At 52.1% G+C, this 16,612-nt stretch carries 10 protein-coding genes and 1 tRNA gene; 4 read left to right on the forward strand and 7 right to left on the reverse strand.

All coding sequences use genetic code 11. The annotated features are described in order from the left end of the window. Window positions 1-250 precede the first annotated feature (250 nt). Window positions 251-324 (forward strand) — tRNA-Arg (locus tag LOC67_RS15200). 814 nt (window positions 325-1,138) lie between these two features. Here LOC67_RS15200 and LOC67_RS15205 read toward each other — a convergent pair. Then, window positions 1,139-2,338, reverse strand: coding sequence for a GNAT family N-acetyltransferase (locus LOC67_RS15205; RefSeq protein WP_230263462.1), 1,200 nt, complete (start codon window positions 2,336-2,338; stop codon window positions 1,139-1,141). Between the two features lie 411 nt (window positions 2,339-2,749). On the opposite strand from LOC67_RS15205, the gene LOC67_RS15210 reads away from it, so the two are divergent. After that, the gene (locus LOC67_RS15210; RefSeq protein WP_230263463.1) at window positions 2,750-2,986 is read left to right on the forward strand and encodes a hypothetical protein; all 237 of its coding nucleotides are present in this window, start codon (window positions 2,750-2,752) and stop codon (window positions 2,984-2,986) included. Between the two features lie 37 nt (window positions 2,987-3,023). Here the strand turns inward: LOC67_RS15210 and LOC67_RS15215 are convergent, their stop codons facing one another. Both LOC67_RS15215 and LOC67_RS15220 read right to left on the reverse strand, forming a co-directional pair. Further along, window positions 3,024-4,328 (reverse strand): hypothetical protein, encoded by a 1,305-nt coding sequence (locus LOC67_RS15215; RefSeq protein WP_230263464.1) that lies wholly within the window; start codon window positions 4,326-4,328, stop codon window positions 3,024-3,026. Between the two features lie 495 nt (window positions 4,329-4,823). Further along, on the reverse strand, window positions 4,824-6,473 hold the full coding sequence (locus LOC67_RS15220; protein WP_230263465.1) for a tetratricopeptide repeat protein: 1,650 nt from the start codon (window positions 6,471-6,473) through the stop codon (window positions 4,824-4,826). A gap of 601 nt (window positions 6,474-7,074) precedes the next feature. Here LOC67_RS15220 and LOC67_RS15225 point away from each other — a divergent pair. Next, a complete protein-coding gene (locus LOC67_RS15225; protein WP_230263466.1) occupies window positions 7,075-8,547 on the forward strand; it encodes a sulfatase in 1,473 nt (490 codons plus the stop codon). A gap of 505 nt (window positions 8,548-9,052) precedes the next feature. Here the strand turns inward: LOC67_RS15225 and LOC67_RS15230 are convergent. The 4 genes from LOC67_RS15230 to LOC67_RS15245 form a co-directional block, all read right to left on the reverse strand. Beyond that, window positions 9,053-10,306, reverse strand: a complete 1,254-nt coding sequence (locus LOC67_RS15230) for a DUF1552 domain-containing protein (RefSeq protein WP_230263467.1) — start codon at window positions 10,304-10,306, stop codon at window positions 9,053-9,055. Window positions 10,307-10,318: 12 nt separating this feature from the next. Beyond that, window positions 10,319-12,688 (reverse strand): DUF1592 domain-containing protein, encoded by a 2,370-nt coding sequence (locus LOC67_RS15235; RefSeq protein ID WP_230263468.1) that lies wholly within the window; start codon window positions 12,686-12,688, stop codon window positions 10,319-10,321. A 619-nt stretch (window positions 12,689-13,307) separates the two neighbouring features. Further along, entirely contained in the window at window positions 13,308-13,940 is a 633-nt protein-coding gene (locus LOC67_RS15240; RefSeq protein ID WP_230263469.1) for a hypothetical protein, read from the reverse strand. Window positions 13,941-14,349: 409 nt separating this feature from the next. After that, window positions 14,350-14,544, reverse strand: a complete 195-nt coding sequence (locus tag LOC67_RS15245; RefSeq protein ID WP_230263470.1) for a hypothetical protein — start codon at window positions 14,542-14,544, stop codon at window positions 14,350-14,352. Between the two features lie 801 nt (window positions 14,545-15,345). On the opposite strand from LOC67_RS15245, the gene LOC67_RS15250 reads away from it, so the two are divergent. Then, window positions 15,346-16,380 (forward strand): DUF1330 domain-containing protein, encoded by a 1,035-nt coding sequence (locus LOC67_RS15250; RefSeq protein ID WP_230263471.1) that lies wholly within the window; start codon window positions 15,346-15,348, stop codon window positions 16,378-16,380. Window positions 16,381-16,612 lie beyond the last annotated feature (232 nt).

The following is a 16,612-nucleotide window of genomic DNA, read 5'->3' on the forward strand; positions in this document are numbered from 1 at the left end:
CTCGAGTTGCCTAGCTTCTGCGTATCAGGACCCGGACAAAGGTGCGAACCCCTGTCCGTTTCAATCGCTCTTTCAGACTGAAAACGCGTCAATCACGAAGAAAATAGCTCGGTTTTCAACACCGCAGCGATGATCTACAATTGCTGATTCACATGTCGTCTAGCCGCCATTTTGGGTACAACATCAACAGTTGTACCAAGCCTTTTTAGGCTTCTCAGTCGATTTGATTCGACCGGCAATTTACGGTCCCGCGCCCATAGCTCAGCTGGATAGAGCATCGGACTTCTAATCCGACGGTCGGAGGTTCGAATCCTCCTGGGCGTGCTTTCGGTTTGTGACGTTTTTTCTTCGACGTCACTGATCGTCATGCCACGTATTGCCCCATTGTTGCGATCACGCTCCGTCGTGATCAACATGAGCGACCCTTGCAATCACAGCCGTTACATTTGAGAACACCTCAACACGAGCAAACGGATTAGGCTTGCAAGCACCCTTAGCGGCCAGAGAACGCGGCAAGTCGTTGTTGTGTTGGCTTGCGTTAGACGAATGCTTGACGGTGTTTCGGGGGTTGGGGCAAGAAGGAATTGAAACACAGAGACGCCGAGTTCACAGAGTCGCGGTGGTGGTGAGCTTCATCGGTTGATTTGGAATCGAGTTCCCCGCATCTGGCGTTGTCGTCAAACAAAAACAGCCAACGCCCGCCCGGAAAGTCTGTCCTTTGCATCTTCGCGTCATTGCGCCCTTGCGTATTTTGTTCGCAAACATGGGGCCAGAGGTGACCGAGTCAAAGGATCGCTGTGCCTGCAAGATGCTGCGGCCTCGCCTATGACGACACCCAAGGAGATCGGCATGTCATACCATCTCGCGGGCGACACGGCTCGAAGTTTGAAGCTGACGATCATCGAAATGATGGCCTACCGATCGATCTCACGGTAGCGACGGTCGTGCTGCACGCCAGATGCTCTTGGCGTACGCGAGTTTCTGGCCATACGGGCTAGGCGTTGCTTTTCGTATCATCTCTTCGGCACGTTCTCTACACGGTGGGTCAGATACCATTGCTGCGAAGAAATGACGATCGTGCGTAGGCGGTCTAATCAATTCTTTCGCCGCCGCTCATTTAAGCGATGATTGATGCGTATCAACTCGCATCCTTAAAGGGGTTTCGCTCTGGCGGTTCGTCGTGATTGACGGTTTTCATGATTTGCTGCACGACGAAATTGAGGAGAGGAACTCGGTGTCTGACCCAGACGTGAGTCGCCTCTGGTTTGCAACCCAAACGACTCTTGGCATCCAACGCCGTTCGACCGAATGAGATCCGTTTGCATTGCCAGCGAATTGCTTGTTCAATCACGGCCAACAGCAAGGCGTGATACACCGGCAGACGTGAGTTTGCTTCGTAGTCCATGCCCAAGTAGAAGCCGATCGCTGTTTCGCCATCACGGATGATCGTCACAAAGCCTATCAGTAATCCGTTCTCGCGGATCCCTATCGTTACAAAATCATCGGCCAACGACTCGGCGATTCGTGGAAGCGTTGTCTTGCTCAATTCAAACAAACAGACATCGGCCCGCGAAGCGACAGCTTTATAAAGTTCTAAGATGCGCTCTGATTCGTCTCGTAGATTTTCAATCGGTGATATCGAGAGAGTGTCGCAGTCGAACGGTTTTCTTACCTTTCTTGCTGCCGCGCGGTAACGCTTTGTCAGGCTGCCTAGGTAGTCATCCATCACCTGCCAATTTGGATCAATCGAAAGAACCATATTCGGCTCGGTTTCCATCGATCCGTAGCGGAACGGCTGCAGTGCCGATGCATCAAGTGGTTCAGATTCAAGGAGGTCTTTAACGATCACATAGTCGACTTGGCCGTGAAGTCGATTGGCACGTCGGATTCGATACAGACACTCGGCGATACCCTGCCAGATCTGCTGTTGGTCTCGGCCTGCTGCGATTGCAACACCGTGTGGCCCCCACGTATGCACATTGCCGCAAATCATGATTCGTCGTTTCAGCAGTGAAAGCGATTTCCGCTTCCATTGCTCCGGCAGATTCTGCGTGGCCGCTGAGTGATTTCCATAAAGTTGAGTTCCGATGACGTCGAACGTTTGAGTCGCAATTGCGGCGACGGGCTCGCCATCGTCGTAAACGATCGCAAAGTCGCGAACAATCTGCCCAGAGAACTCGTTCTGGGCAGAGAGTAAGTAGCGTCGACTCATGAAAAGGGACGCTCCTGCAGTCACGCGATCCCAGTGCTCCGCATCAAGAAACTCGATTCTGCTCGCAATGGCGAATTGAAAACCAGAGGCCTTCCTAGTGACGGCGTTTTGTTTGTCGTGAGTCATGATGGGGACTGCCTGAAAGTCGTTTAAAGTTTTTAAAGTTCAATGGCAAATCTTGTTGCGGTCGGTTTGTCGGTCGACTGCGGATAGGCTGCTCGACAACCTGAAACTGGAATTTGATTGGTCCCAATTTGAAAAGAGCAAGGATCTATTCACTAGTTATTTTCTCTTTGATTTTTCGATCGTGGCGAGTTCCTGTTCCGGTTTGGACTTTGGTAGGGGACCGCCGCATTCTTGGGGCTTGAGGCGATGGCATTCCTGATTGAGACAGTCTTTTACACCGGCGTACTGACCACGTCTAATAGGACATCGCGGCTGCCATGGTCAATTGCCTTGCGGGCATCGCTACTGGCCAACTTGACCACCGTCTTGCTTGGATTTGTATTGTGATGATCTTCAAAACCGGTCGCCAGCATGACAAATTGGTTTTGTCACAGGGTGCATGCGAGCGAAAAAATCTGTGAGCAGCGAATCAGAGCAGCATTTGTCGGTGAAGATCTGACAGTCGGGCAATTGGAAAAGGCAGACAAGCAGGGCGTCGACGTGGAGAAGATTGTCGACTCGCTGTGTCTGGCAAAGCAAAATGGCCAGAGCTTTGCTTGTGAGGAGCTAGTCGAAACAGAGTTGCGCAAGCCATCCTCGCCAGGCTGAGACTCATTTATTTGGGCAGCGATGTTGTCGGCGGTTCTCAGAAAGTTACTTCCGACGTCTTTTTCTCTTTGACAATCACGATTTGGTCGTCTTTCAAACTGAAATCGGCAATTGTGTCGTAGGCGATGGAGTCATCGTTGCTGGCATCCAAGTCGTGCTCCACGAGGAAGACTCGATATCGTCCGACTGGAATACTCTTCATCGCGCCGGATGAATCTTCGATGGGGATCCAGAAACCGGTCCACCACGCGAACTCGAATGCTTGTTCCAGAGACAGTGTCGCGGAAGTGGTTTCATCCATTCCCCATGGCAGGACGAAAACCGACTGCTTTGAATCGCTGCTAGGAACACGTACCTCAATGTCGCCCTGGTCGACACTTGCCAAGTCGAACTTCAGGTGAGTGATTGGGCGATCGTCGACAACGACCCAAGTCGCAACGAATGGACTGCGAAGCCGCCAGCGTTCCGATTTGACGACGACCTCGCCGTTCAGGGCTCTTGGGTCCGGTGGAGCCCATGCGGCATAGAATAAATAGACACCTGGTGAAAGCCCCAGGCATTGCATGGTTGCCGGTTGGTCGCCGTTGAGTTGCAGTCGGCACACGCGAGGAGCGTGCGTACTAGTTTTCGCTGAACTAAATCCGCTGCTATCAAGCCTCAACCATAAAGTCGCCGAATCGCTAGTCGTCTCACCGTCGGCGCTCATACCTCGGTAGCCAACCGATAACCAACCCTCGTTCTCTCTGTCGAAATCAACGCTGCCCATCGCCAGGGTTGTGTCGGGAAGCCATGGCAGAATCTCGGCTTGTCTCCATTCCAACGCCTCCGCCCCACTAGAGAACATGTATTGGTGCTGGGCTGCTTGAATGCGAATCACCGGCGTACAAATCGCCCGCAGTTTTCGTGTCGGCGTTTCGACGGGCTTCCCATCGAGGAATAGCTCCGTGAGAGACATTGAATCACCATCGACTTTCCAGCGACCGTCAATGCGATAGCCGGTTTCGCCGGGAGGCAACAAGGCATCCGTCAGATCGGATGGCATTCCGGCTTGGCCAGCGATAATGCGAAAGTGTGACTCATCAAACTCCCAAATCATATCGTCAAAGTTATGGCCGCCTGTCCTGCCGCGATAACGTGCCCCAATCAGCATCTGGGGATCGACCGAAACATCACCTGGCCCGGTTTCTCGATTCTCACGCTGCGTGCTTCCACCAAAATCACATCCCGCGGAAAGCAAAATCACCAAACTACAAAGGGTGATTGATAGGGGCCAGTAAAAGAGCAACCGGTCACCGTATGAGCGGACTTCATGCGCCATGACATTTGGATACTCACACATCATTCAAAAGCCTCATTGATTCGGCGTCTATATCCCAATTGTGATCGGAGTTTGGGGAATCCCCGTCTTTGGCACAGTCGCCGCAATACTCCATGCGTGGACGGGCCCATGGGCATGGCTCAGCAATCGCAGGGTATGGCGATGCGCGATCGGTGCGTTTTCGGTTTGTCTTCTAACATGGGGACTCATCATCATGTCGCAGTGATTGGAGCATACGCCCACCATCGCGACAGCTCTGCTGAATCCGCTCTATAGCTACAGTCAAATGACAAGTCAGCAGCCAGGTCAACGCGGGCGTAAGTTTGGAATCTGAATCAAAGAGTATTAATTGGGACCAGTTCTCTTTGTTTCGGTTGCCGAGTCAATGATGGCGGCTGTACTGTTCCAGAGACATGGCTTCTCGTCGAAAGCTGGACAGCCAGGCAGCGATGAGAGTTTTTCGTTTCTGGAAGTTGCATCGGAGTGCATTGACCAAAAGACAGTCCTGCTGGCGTTGTGTTATTCGAGTCGGCAAAAGCATGAACGATCGATCGTGACGTCCGCATGCTCAGTTGCCGAGATGAATTGCTTTCGTATCGTGGCTGCTTCGTCGATTTTTCCCATCTCCATCAGGCACTCAGCGAGACCGTTTAGCGACCAAGGATTTTTTGGGTGCCTTTTGAGATCCGCTCGAAACACTGGATCGGCTTGCTCATAGTGGCGTTGTTCAAGTAGCAACGCGCCCAACGCATGTCGGGCCGGTTGCATCCATCCCCAGGGTTCGTCGTAGTTCATTGCATCGTCAAGCTTGACCGCGTTGCGCAGATGTCGAAATGCCGTTTCGAAATTGCCTCTTCGATAAGCGATTTCGCCAGCCACCATCGCTTCTGCGACTCCTAAAATATCGCGAGACTTGTTGTTGAATAGGATGCTTGTCTCGGGGACTTGCGCTCTGGTACTGGAGAGAAGAGCTTGCTCGGCTTCCGCATCATCAATTCGGTTGGTCGCAGCGTATGCTAACGCCCTTGCATAGTGCCGTACCGAACGACTCATTGGCAAGAATTCGGCTGGCTCCGGTTCGGCGAGTATGTCGTCCCAGCGGCCGAAGCGAATCAGAACGTGGAATTTCATTGGCATGAACGCATCCAAGAAATCAGTCTGAGTGCGCAGCAGCTGATCCGGGACTTGCGTAACAAGATCCTCTGCCGCTTTCATCGCGATCTTGCTTTGCCCCTGAAACATGGCGCCGTACACGACAAAATGATAGTTGTGAATTCGATAGAACGTGTAGAAGTTCATACCACCCTGGCGTTCTAAAAACTCCTTGTCTATCTCAATGGCTCGCAGGTTGGTTTGGACGACGCTTTCATAGTTGCCGAGCAACACATCGATATGCGACGGCATGTGAACAAGGTGCCCGGCGCCAGGCATCAGGTTTCGGAGCCGGTTCGCAGCGGCGAGTGCTTTTTCAGGTGTGGGCGAGGCCTCCATCGTATGAATGTATAAGTGATTAGCCGCAGCAAAGTTTGGTGTGGTTCGCAGGGCATTTTCGAGAACGTTAACGATCTCTGGCGTTTCTGGGGCCGGTGTGCCGTCGGCACTCCACTGTTTCCACGGTCGCAGGATCATCAGCGATTCGGCGAATAACGAAGCGACCAGTGGATCGTCACTGTGATTCTTATAGACATCGCGCATTGCATTGGAATATGCACGATTCAGTGGCTCGCGATCCTCTGGTACAGGCGTCTCGTATCGACTTGCAAATGCGTTGATAATCGCTTTCTCAAGCGATGTGCAGTCCCGCGAATGTAACTGGGCGAGTCGGATTGCGAGATTAGCTTCGGCGATTTGGTGTGGTTCGATTTCCGTGTTGTTGATGTTCGGCCCCCATGCGTATGACAAACCCCAGTAGGCCATCGCCAACGAAGGATCGTCTTCAATCGACCGTTCAAAGCAGCGTGCGCCTTCTTCGTGATTGAAGGCGATGCAAAGGGCCAGCCCACGATCAAACCATTTCTGCGCAGTGGCGGAGTCCGTCGAGACCTTGTAGTGAAATCCGCCGAGGTCGTAGTATCCGTCCTTTATTACGTCCGTTGGTACAGCTTGCGCGACCGTGACGCACGGGAACACAAGGTATACCATCGCAAAACAAAGTAGTGCGGCTTTCATTTTCAACGCTCCTAAAATCAACCATTGGAAGTTGAACCGAATTGATCCGATCAGCTTTTAGTAAAGTACACGCGGACGGCGATGGGGCACATCCGATGGGAAACTGATCGCGTGTTTTCATCATTTGATAACTGCAGTTCACAGCATCCAATGTAACGCCGTAGGAACTAGTTTGTAGCTGAACTGAATTCTCCGTCCTGGGTGGGAAGCTCTCCTTCCGGGTGTGTTCGTGAATGGTTTGCATCCACAATGAGTGACAGCATCAGCTTTAATCTCTCCCTGTTCGTTTTCCGCGTCCTAGTGACACATCAGATGGATGCTGTTAGGGCCGATGCTACGTAGCTGACAAGCAATCGTTTAGTGGTCGGTGACGTAGAAGCGACCACCAACGTCTATAAATCCAAAGAGAGCTCTGGCGGTTGAAGACGGAAAGGAGACGCCGCTTCTGCAGATTCCGACGCGTGTTGGTAAAATTGAATTTTCAAGGAGGCTACATTGACCGGAAATCTCCTTGCTCCAAACGAAGCCGACTACACTCGTCGCCTACGGATGCAGCAGCTTGTGTATCAGTGTCTTCCCGACCGTTCTTTAACTTTCACTTATGATTGATTTTGTTTTCCAGATGCGATGCTTGGCCATTGCGTTGCTCTCCTTTTTGTTGGCTTGTCTGTCGACTGCATCTGCGGAGAATGGGGTTCGTCCAAATTTCATCTTTTTCATTACCGACGACATTTCTTTCGAAGACGTCGGGACCTATGGCGGCCCGGTTCCGACCCCAAATCTAGATCGATTGGCGGCGTCGGGACTTACATTTGAAAACGCTTATGTGACCGCTAGCAGTTGTAGCCCCAGTCGCTGCAGCATCATCACCAGCCGGTACCCACACAACACGGGAGCCCCCGAGTTACACACGCCGCTGCCGCGAGATCAATGGAAATTTCCCGGACGACTACGACGCAAAGGCTATCACAGCGTTCTCTGCGGTAAAAACCACATGAGCTACGACGGACGGTCGAACGATGAGTCTCGATTGGCGGACGCCTTCGATCAGATCCATCATGGAGGGCGTCCCAGCGGGGCGAAGAATTGGGTGGAAACGCTGACTAACCGCCCTGAAAACCAACCCTTTTTCTTTTGGTTTGCTTCGCATGATGCTCATCGTGATTGGCAATTCAACGAGAACGCTCCCCGGTTCCGTGACGAGGATGTCGTTGTGCCTCCGTATTTGGTCGATGGCCCAATGACTCGAACAGATTTTTTGGGGTATTACCACGAGGTCGCGCGGACCGATTTCTACCTCGGGTTGTTGCTCGACGCACTCGAAACGCAAGAGATCAGAGAACAGACCTATGTGATCTTCACCAGCGACAACGGCAAACCATTCCCGCGGGGCAAAACACGGCTGTACGATTCCGGGGCAAAAGTCCCTCTGGTCATTTCTGGGCCTGGAATCGTCGAAGGCCAACGCACCGAATCGCTCGTGAGCTTGATCGATATTGGACCCACCATTCTTGAGCTAGCGGATATTGCGATTCCGCGACAGTTTCAGGGAGTCAGTCTTGTGCCGGTTCTATCTGATCCCGACGCACATGTTCGAGACTATATCTTCGCCGAGCACAATTGGCATACCTATCCTGCGAATGAAAGGATGGTGCGATACAAGAATTGGGTCTATCTCCGCAACCACAACCATCAAGATCAAAACTTGTGTGCCGAATCTGCCGACGTTTTCCCTGCGGGCAAAGAATTGTGGAATACCGAAGCGGATGGCAAATTGCAAAAGCATCAGCGTGACGTCTTCCTCCAGCCACGACCGTTTGAAGAGTTGTACGATGTTCAAACGGATCCACAACAATTCACCAATCTTGTTGAGTCTTCCGAGCATCGTGAGATTTTGGAAGAGCTACGCGGGGTCCTGGATACTTGGTGTGAACAGACGGGAGATACCATCCCGGTGCATCCAACATCGGTCATTGGAAATGTCACTCCAGAGCAGAGGGGCGACTTTCCAGGAGCATCGAGGGATGCACCGCATCTTCTGCATCCCGGCCCGATCCGAAAAGAAACGAAGTGACAATGGAACATTGCAAATTGTAGGGAAAGCAAATACGTCCGCTTGGTACGGTACTCAACTTGGAAAGTTGAGGGACAATGTCGCACGATTCTCCGAATCGTTGGTGTTCTGACCGAAGCGATTGATCGACCGGTCGGGGCCAAGCTAAAGAGCCAGGACTCTCTTTCTGAGCTTCTAGGCCAGGGGGCGTTTTGAATTGTGGCGTGGTTTGATGTGTTGGAGTTACTTGCTTGGTTTGGTTCTCAACTTGGAAAGTTGAGGGACATTGTCGCACGATTCTCCGAATCGTTGGCGTTTTGACCGATGCGATTAGTCGACTGGTTGCGGCCAAGTTAGAGAGCCAGGACTCTCTTTCTGAGCTTCTAGGGCAGGGGGCGTTTTGACTTGTCGCGTGATTTGATGTGTTGGAGTCACTTGCTTGGTTCGGTTCTCAACTTGGAAAGTTGAGGGACAATGTCGCACGATTCTCCGAATCGTGAGCGTTCTGCTTCCTTCACCAATCCATCTAACTCATCTCAAGTCCACGCATCGTTCCAACTCCGGTCCCGAACCTTTCGGTCTCCATGCCAAGACGCTGTAGCATCGAAACAAACAAGTTCGGTAGCGGGTAATTTTGATCGCGATCGAACGCGAGATGCTGGCCGTGCTTAAAGCCTCCACCTGCAAGCAATACTGGCATGTTCTTTGTATCGTGGCTGCTCGCATTGCCGAGATTCGAACCGAACAGGACCATCGTCGAATCCAGTAGTGTCTGCCCTTCTTCGACGGTCTGGTTCAACTTTGCCAGAAACTTGCGGAACTCTTCGATAATCGCCGACTCGACGATCGTTAGTTGAGCAATCTTGGCGGGATCTTTGCCGTGATGCGACAGGTTGTGGTAATCGATGTCGATCCCGGGAATCACAGGCACCGAATTCATTCCGGAGATGTTGTAGGTGATGAATCGTGTCGAATCGGTTTCAATCGCGAGGTGCATGACGTCGTACATCAAACGCATCCGCTCGACGATTCTTGTGTGATCGAGTTCATCACGAGGGACTTTTGCGTCGACGGACGGCTTGGGTTTCTGTTGCCAAGCTTCGGCTTTCGCAAGCCGACGCTCGGCTTCACGGACTGCTTCAAAATATTGGTCCAGTTTTTGGCGATCGCGTCCGGTCAACGTGGTTTGCAATCGTTTGGTTTTCTCGCTTACCACATCCAGCACACTTCGCCCCTCTTGCAACCGCTGGACCTGCAGTTTCTGTTCGTTTGGTTTGCCGGCCAAGAACAGTTGTTTGAACACCTGCGATGGACGCGTTTGAGTTGGTATCTCGACGCCACTGCGAGACCATGACAAGCCGGGGCCAGAGCTGCTCAGTGAGAGCGAAGCAAATCGCGTTTCGCTGCCATACTTAGCCGCCGCGAATTGATCGAGTGAGATTGAGTTTCGGAAACCTGCGCTATTGGGATGAGGAGCGCAAGTCAAAAATGATTTGTACGAATCGTGCCCACCACCGACCTCCGGGTGGGAAACGCCTGACATAATCGTGAATTGATCGCGATAGTCGTCGAGCAATTTAAGATAGGTTGGCGATTGGTAATCGCGACCGGACTGTTGCGGAATGATGTTTGCCGCATGCAACCCCAGTGCAACGTCGATCGCCACGAGACGACGTTTCGGTTTATTCGTAGCATTGCCGAAAGCTTGCGATTCGAGGAGCGGCAAGGCAATCGCGACACCGGCACCACGCAGCAGATTTCGGCGATCGAAACGAGACATGATCAAGTGAACCTAGGGTTGTTGAAAGGCGGGGCTTTGGACGACCGCGTGGACCAATGAACGAAAGCCATAATCTTGTTCACGAGTCTGCTTCACAATTTGGTCGACAAGGGGGCGATCGCTGAAACCAAGTCTTCGGCCCAAGGCGTATGTCAACAGTTGTTCGGCAAGGTTGGTTGTCAATCGATCGGGATCGCTTGCCAAAGCGTTTCGGAAACTCGGTATGTCAGTGATCGTGGTCCCGTTCGGCGTTATCGCCGTGGAATCGACGTCTTGTCCCAAACGATAGCGAACCCAATTGTACGTGAACGGAGCTTGCTTGAGTTTCGGCCGTTGACCTTCATTGGCCATCGTTCGGTACTGTTGTCGATAGCCGCCAATCGGATCGAAACACTCGAGCGAAAATCCGGGAGGATCGATCCTGCGGTGGCAAGCGGCACATGATTCAATGTCCCGGTGTTTGACCAGTTGTTCACGAATCGTCGTCGCACCGCGAATGTCCGGTTCGATCGAGCCGACGTTGTCTGGCGGTGGTGGCGTCGGTGTTCCTAGGATGTTTTCCAGAATCCATACGCCGCGTAAAACCGGGGAGGTCGATGTTCCGTTGGCAGTCACCTTCAAGATACTTGCCTGGGTCAGAACACCGCCGCGTTGACTGTCAGCGGGCAACTGGACCTTGCGAAATGCCTGACCGTGGATTCCATCGATCCCATAGTGGCGGGCAAGCCGTTCATTGAGGAAAGTGAATTCAGAATCGACAAAGTTCACCAAGCTCAAGTCGTTATGAAGGATCTCTTCAAAGAATAATTCGGTTTCTCGAACCATCGAGATCCGTAGCAGTTCATCGAATTCAGGATAGAGATTGGCATCCGGTTGCGTGAAGTCGATTTCGCGTAGGTCGAGCCATTGCCCGGTGAAGCCCTTTGTCAGTCTTGCCGAGCGTGGTGATTTCAGCATTCGTTCGACTTGGTTCCGAAGAACGTCTGGATTTGACAGCGAACCGTTTGCGGCCAACGAGAAAAGCTGTTCGTCAGGCATCGAACTCCACAGAAAGTACGAAAGCCGTGACGCGAGGGCGTAAGGATCGATTCGTGATTCCCGCGGTTCGATCAAGAAGAGGAATTCCGGTGAACACAAGACTGCTTTAATCGCGACGCGAATTGCCGATTCAAACGACTGTCCTGCGGAGACACTCGACTGGTACAGCTTCAGATAGCTTGTTATATCGTCGTCATTGATCGGTCGGCGAAATGCTTTTGGCAACAACCGCTGCAACACCTTTTGGGCGTCCACTTGGTTGGCAGACGTCACGTCGATTTCGCCAAGCAGCTTCGTCCTCGAAACCGGAGGCCACGGTTCGAGAGGACCTTCGATAATGATGTCGCCGATCTCGATTCCCGGGTGCGGCCACGAGTCCGCTTCCTTACGTGTATCCCGGGTCGCATAGCATTTCGGATGAAATGTTCCGCCATCTTCGAGCAAGCGATCCGTGAACTCGATCGTTGTCCAGTTGCCAGGGGGAACGTCGTAGTAACCGACTAGGTGTTGTTCACGGCGATTGACGATTGTGTCGCCGCCGTAGATCCGCAACGTCACCGGGGTTTCGCTTTGGACCGCACGGACTTTGAACGTTCCGCGATAGGTGCCAGCGGGAGCACGCAAACGAGAAAAATTGACAAGATGTGTTGGACAGTATCCGGACTGGAATACCACTAGGCCATCTTCGGTTTTCCGAAACATCTTTCCGATTTGCTGGTCCATCGGTTGGCCCCGCCAATCCACTTGATCAAGGAGATTGGTTTCATGGCGGATCGATTTTGGCTGACCTTTGGGGCCGAGGACAGCATCCAAGACTTGGTCGGCGGCAGCGAGGTAAGCGGTCATCGCTTCCGCAGATACCGCTAAACCTTCGCCGACCGTATCGAAACCATTGGTCGACGAATCCTCTGGTAAGCCATGCACGATCACATTGGTGTCGAACAGATCACGAACTGTGTTTTGATATTCGTGTTTATTTAGACGTCGCAAAACGACATCATTCCGGCCGGCTTCGGCACGAACGATTGTTTGCGAGAGCGAGCGAACGAACGCTGATCGCTGTTCGGGCTCAAGCGACATCGCGTCATTCGGTGGCATCTCTCCGGCAAGAACCCGATCATGGGCTTGTATCCAACGTCGCCGTATTTCTAAGTCATCGAGATCGAAGCCCAAGGTCGCAAGATCTAAGTCTCCATCCGGTTCGTCGCCACTGTGGCAATCAACACAATGCTGGTCGATCAAGGTCGACACATCGCGGGGAACTTCGGTCGCGCCGAGTCGACACCGACCGATAAAGCAGAATGCTAAGATGACAGTCAGCGGGAGTGAGATCGGTCTAATCAAGAACTGCATTCGACTTGTCTAGGTTCAAGTAGGCAGGAGTCATTGTGCCCGCTAAGTCGACGTCTATGTCGCGGGCCTCGCAAGCTGACCACCAATCCTACTTGATGTCGCTGTCGCCGGCACATTCCTGTGTCAATTTTCATGCAGCGTCGCCAATAGTATCGATCACGCTCCGCGTGATCAAATCTGATTACATCGTACCGATCATGCTCCGCCGTGACGCACCTTTCCTAACTACTCATCGTACCCGTCAGGCTCCGTCGTGACGCACCGATGTCCCATCCCACCAAACCAACGCCCGGCATCACGGGGACCGTGATGGGTACAATTTGAGCAACCCAAAAGTACCTGTCGCGCTCCGCCGTGACGCAGCAGTGTCCCATCCCACCAAACCAACGCCCGGCATCACGGGGACCGTGATGGGCACAATTTGAGCAACCCAAAAGTACCTGTCGCGCTCCGTCGTGACGCACCGGTTTCCCATCCCACCAAACCGACGCCCGGCATCACGGGGACCGTGATGGGTACAATTTGAGCAACCCCAAAGTACCCGTCACGCTGCGTCGTGACGCACAACATCGCGATCGCAACCGTCCCAAATGAGATGGGATATTTCGGATCACTGCTCAAGTCGTTTTCGAAGTGTTTCCATCGAAATACCGCTGGGGACCGTCGCGTTAAGATCACTTTCATTTGGCGCATCGAGCGACTGCACGATAAACGCTCCGATTTGACAGAACTCTTTCAAGTACGGTGCGGCACCGAGCACATCACCTAGTGGCTTGTAGTGTTCCAGCGTCGTGTCATCATCCAAGCTTGCGATAAAGCTGACGATACCTTCTGGCTTGCGAGCAAGTCCGAATATTCGTTCCATCGCCTGTTGGTGCGTCTCGTCGCCTTCTGAATTATCGAGTGTGCTGCAGAGTTGGTCAGTGGCATCAACTGGGTTTAACGAGTCAATTTGTGAATCTTGGATCGCTTCAGCCATTTTTACCGTCAGGTCGATGACGACCGAAATGCCATTGACCACATCTCGGGACTGCGGAAGCATCGCTTTGAGCGTCTCTTCGACAATGCCTTTGATGGGATAGATGAGCGATCGAAGCTGAGGCTTCGCGTAAGCGTCTTGGGTTAAAAGAAGATCGTGAACGCCATTGGGTGTCCGAATCACGATGGACGGCTTTTCGACAGTTCCTTCAGACAAGACGGGCTGTAATTTTGGACGCTGCTGTTGCGAGGACTTGATGTACATCGGCAAGCTTGCTGCCCGTCTCGGTCAATATGGTTTGGGACGCTTCGCCACGATTTATATTGGGGCCGTCATCTGATGTCAAATTTTTGTCGATGTGTTTCGTTTGTTCGCTAAGCCGCTTTATGAACTGAGTTGTGAACGATGTTTTGCTTTGACTGGAACGATGAAGCGTAACTCGCAAGGCAAAGATACGATGCGAGTTTAGAAGGCTATTAAGTTTGACCGGTTGTATCGGCTTGGTGGAAACAACCTGACTCGGGCTGCTTCACGCCAGATCGGTTTGATCGTCGCGTCCACGTCTGGACATGTGGTGGGGAGTCCCGTTTGATTTGGTCAACGGAAGCGTGCTGTGATCATGGAGATGCAAAAATGGTATTTGTCCATCCTTCAACTCTGCGTCAACGACTTCTCAAGTGATAGCGGTCGAATCAAGAGGTAGTTGCGAAGTCTTGTTCAATCGAACTTCTTCGGCTTCGGTGAGTTGTGAGTTTCGGCAAGTTGCGATTGATGTCGAAATAAGTAGGTCGAACAACGGCTGGTCTCGCAATGCACGAGAACTCGGTTGCTGGAGTAGTTCACCTGCCTGGTTTTCAGGATCGTCCATTTGTCCTCTCCTTTCTGGGTGGGGCAAGTGGATTAAATTGCCAACATCGGCTCTCGGCAATCCCGGAAGCGATGTGACCCGAACCTGAACCTGAGTCGTTGTGGTCGCTATCGCACGACTGTGCGGAACGACGTTACCTACAGCCGAACCATTGGGGGAATCTGCACCGCAACAGTGCGTGGGAAATTTACCTACAAAATTCTGAGCTTTTCACTCGCCAAATGGCCACTACCAGTACAAGAATGAAGCATGCTTGCCCCCTTTCAAAAAGCTTCGGATTTAGCGATGTACCTGTATTTCATCCAACGCTGCTTTGCGTGTCATCGATCCTGTAGGATTCTGTTTGAGCAACTCGGAACCTCGGTCGAGTGTCACCATTGCAAGGAAAAAATGAATGCCGAACTGAAAACGCCGCAGGATTCGGACACGAGCAACCGTTCGTGGTTGTAGGCTGCGAACGTCTGCCTGAGCGGGCAAGGTAAGTTTCTCTTTGTGTTGGCCCAAGGCGAGAGAACTTCTGCTGTGCATCGTTGTGGAACTAGCTGCTTTGAAGTCAGTGTTGCATTGGATCCGCTTACTTAGGGGCGGCAGTCAGTAGCTGACGAACGTGGAGTAAATCGCAGTTGCGATCAGCTTACTGGTGCTGACGTCCAGCTCGTGAAGGCAAGAAAAACTGCAGGATTAGACAGGCAAGCGAAATGTGGATTTCACAACGCGATGTCGTACTGCGTGAAGTTAGGGAATTGCGTCTGACACTGAGCTAATACGCGTTTCAGTGGGCTCTGAAAAGCAGAGACATGTGTGCTTCAATATGCGTCGGGACGCATCTACATCGATCTGTTGCTACAATTTGATGAGCGTTTTTTTGTCGAATTGGTAGCAGCACTCGTTCTCTGTAACCTCTTCATTTTTGAGTGTGACCTACGACACCTTCAACGGACCGGCGGAATGTTGCAGAAAATGAAATGTTGTTTGCTCACTTTCATGTGCCTCTTCGCCTGCGTCTCGTGGGCCGATGCGGATGAATCGGAAAAACCAAGCCTGGGTGTATCGGTCACTGAGGATCGACTCGCAAATCTTGAACAGAATTCCGATGTGCATCCGCTCATCGTGATGCGGCTCTTAAAATTCAAGAGCGATGATGGCCTGAAGCACTACGAAGAGTTTCTCGATTCGTATTCACCGTTGCTACGAGAATTGGGTGGTGAACTCCTATTCTTGGGTAGCACCACTCCGTACAAGCTAAGCTATGAGTCATCTCATGAGTTGTTTGGATTGAAAGAGAACCCTTGGGATTTGCTTGCCATTGAACGGGTTCGCTCACGCAAAGATCTCCGAAAGCTCCGAGGCACGGAGGCCTACCAAAAAGCCGAAGCTGAGCTTGTATCCCATTTGACGGAATTCAACATTCATGCGCTAAACGGAACGCTTCGAGGAGGCGAGCGCCGCAGCTTGGCCGATACCGTGGTAGCACCGGAATTCCCGGATGGAGAAGAACTTTTCGAACTCAATCTTCTCCGATTTCGACCCGATGGTGGCGAAGATAAGTACTACGGCGAATACGCAAAGCATGTTCTGCCCATGATTCGTGACGTTGGGTCCAAGGTGATCTACGGTCTCAAGTCGGAACTGATGTTGGCCGGGACTGAGCGATACGATCGAGTTGTTCTAGTCATGTATCCATCAGAGAAGGCGTTTCATCAAATGGTGATGAGCGATGAGTATCAAGCGGTCTCACCTAATCGAGAGGATGCTTTGGAGGTAGGGCATCTGTTTGGATTCAAAAACGAAGGACGCCGCCTGAGGCGATTCCGAAATGCGCAACCATCAAACTAGCTTGAACTTTCGGTTCGGTTCGATGAATGCTTGGAATTGCGAGGGCTTGTACTCACTGACCGCTTTGGCCGTTCATCATTGGTGCCATTTTGCAAGTGCAGGACAACGCAGGTACCTCACTGGCAAAGCGAATTGCAGCAATGAAAGCAGGCTTGTTTCTGTGGTGACTCTCGTCTGACACAAGTTGGTCACACGGCATGGGATGCTGGCGAATGGATACGAAGGAAACGTT

The sequence above is a fragment of the Stieleria sp. JC731 genome (genome assembly GCF_020966635.1).
Classification (GTDB): domain Bacteria; phylum Planctomycetota; class Planctomycetia; order Pirellulales; family Pirellulaceae; genus Stieleria.

Coding starts and splice junctions, on each gene's coding strand:
- LOC67_RS15210 (WP_230263463.1), top strand. CDS start 2,750: ATGACAAATTGGTTTTGTCACAGGGTGCATGCGAGCGAAAAAATCTGT.
- LOC67_RS15240 (WP_230263469.1), bottom strand. CDS start 13,940: ATGTACATCAAGTCCTCGCAACAGCAGCGTCCAAAATTACAGCCCGTC.
- LOC67_RS15215 (WP_230263464.1), bottom strand. CDS start 4,328: ATGATGTGTGAGTATCCAAATGTCATGGCGCATGAAGTCCGCTCATAC.
- LOC67_RS15205 (WP_230263462.1), bottom strand. CDS start 2,338: ATGACTCACGACAAACAAAACGCCGTCACTAGGAAGGCCTCTGGTTTT.
- LOC67_RS15230 (WP_230263467.1), bottom strand. CDS start 10,306: ATGTCTCGTTTCGATCGCCGAAATCTGCTGCGTGGTGCCGGTGTCGCG.
- LOC67_RS15225 (WP_230263466.1), top strand. CDS start 7,075: ATGATTGATTTTGTTTTCCAGATGCGATGCTTGGCCATTGCGTTGCTC.
- LOC67_RS15245 (WP_230263470.1), bottom strand. CDS start 14,544: ATGGACGATCCTGAAAACCAGGCAGGTGAACTACTCCAGCAACCGAGT.
- LOC67_RS15220 (WP_230263465.1), bottom strand. CDS start 6,473: ATGAAAGCCGCACTACTTTGTTTTGCGATGGTATACCTTGTGTTCCCG.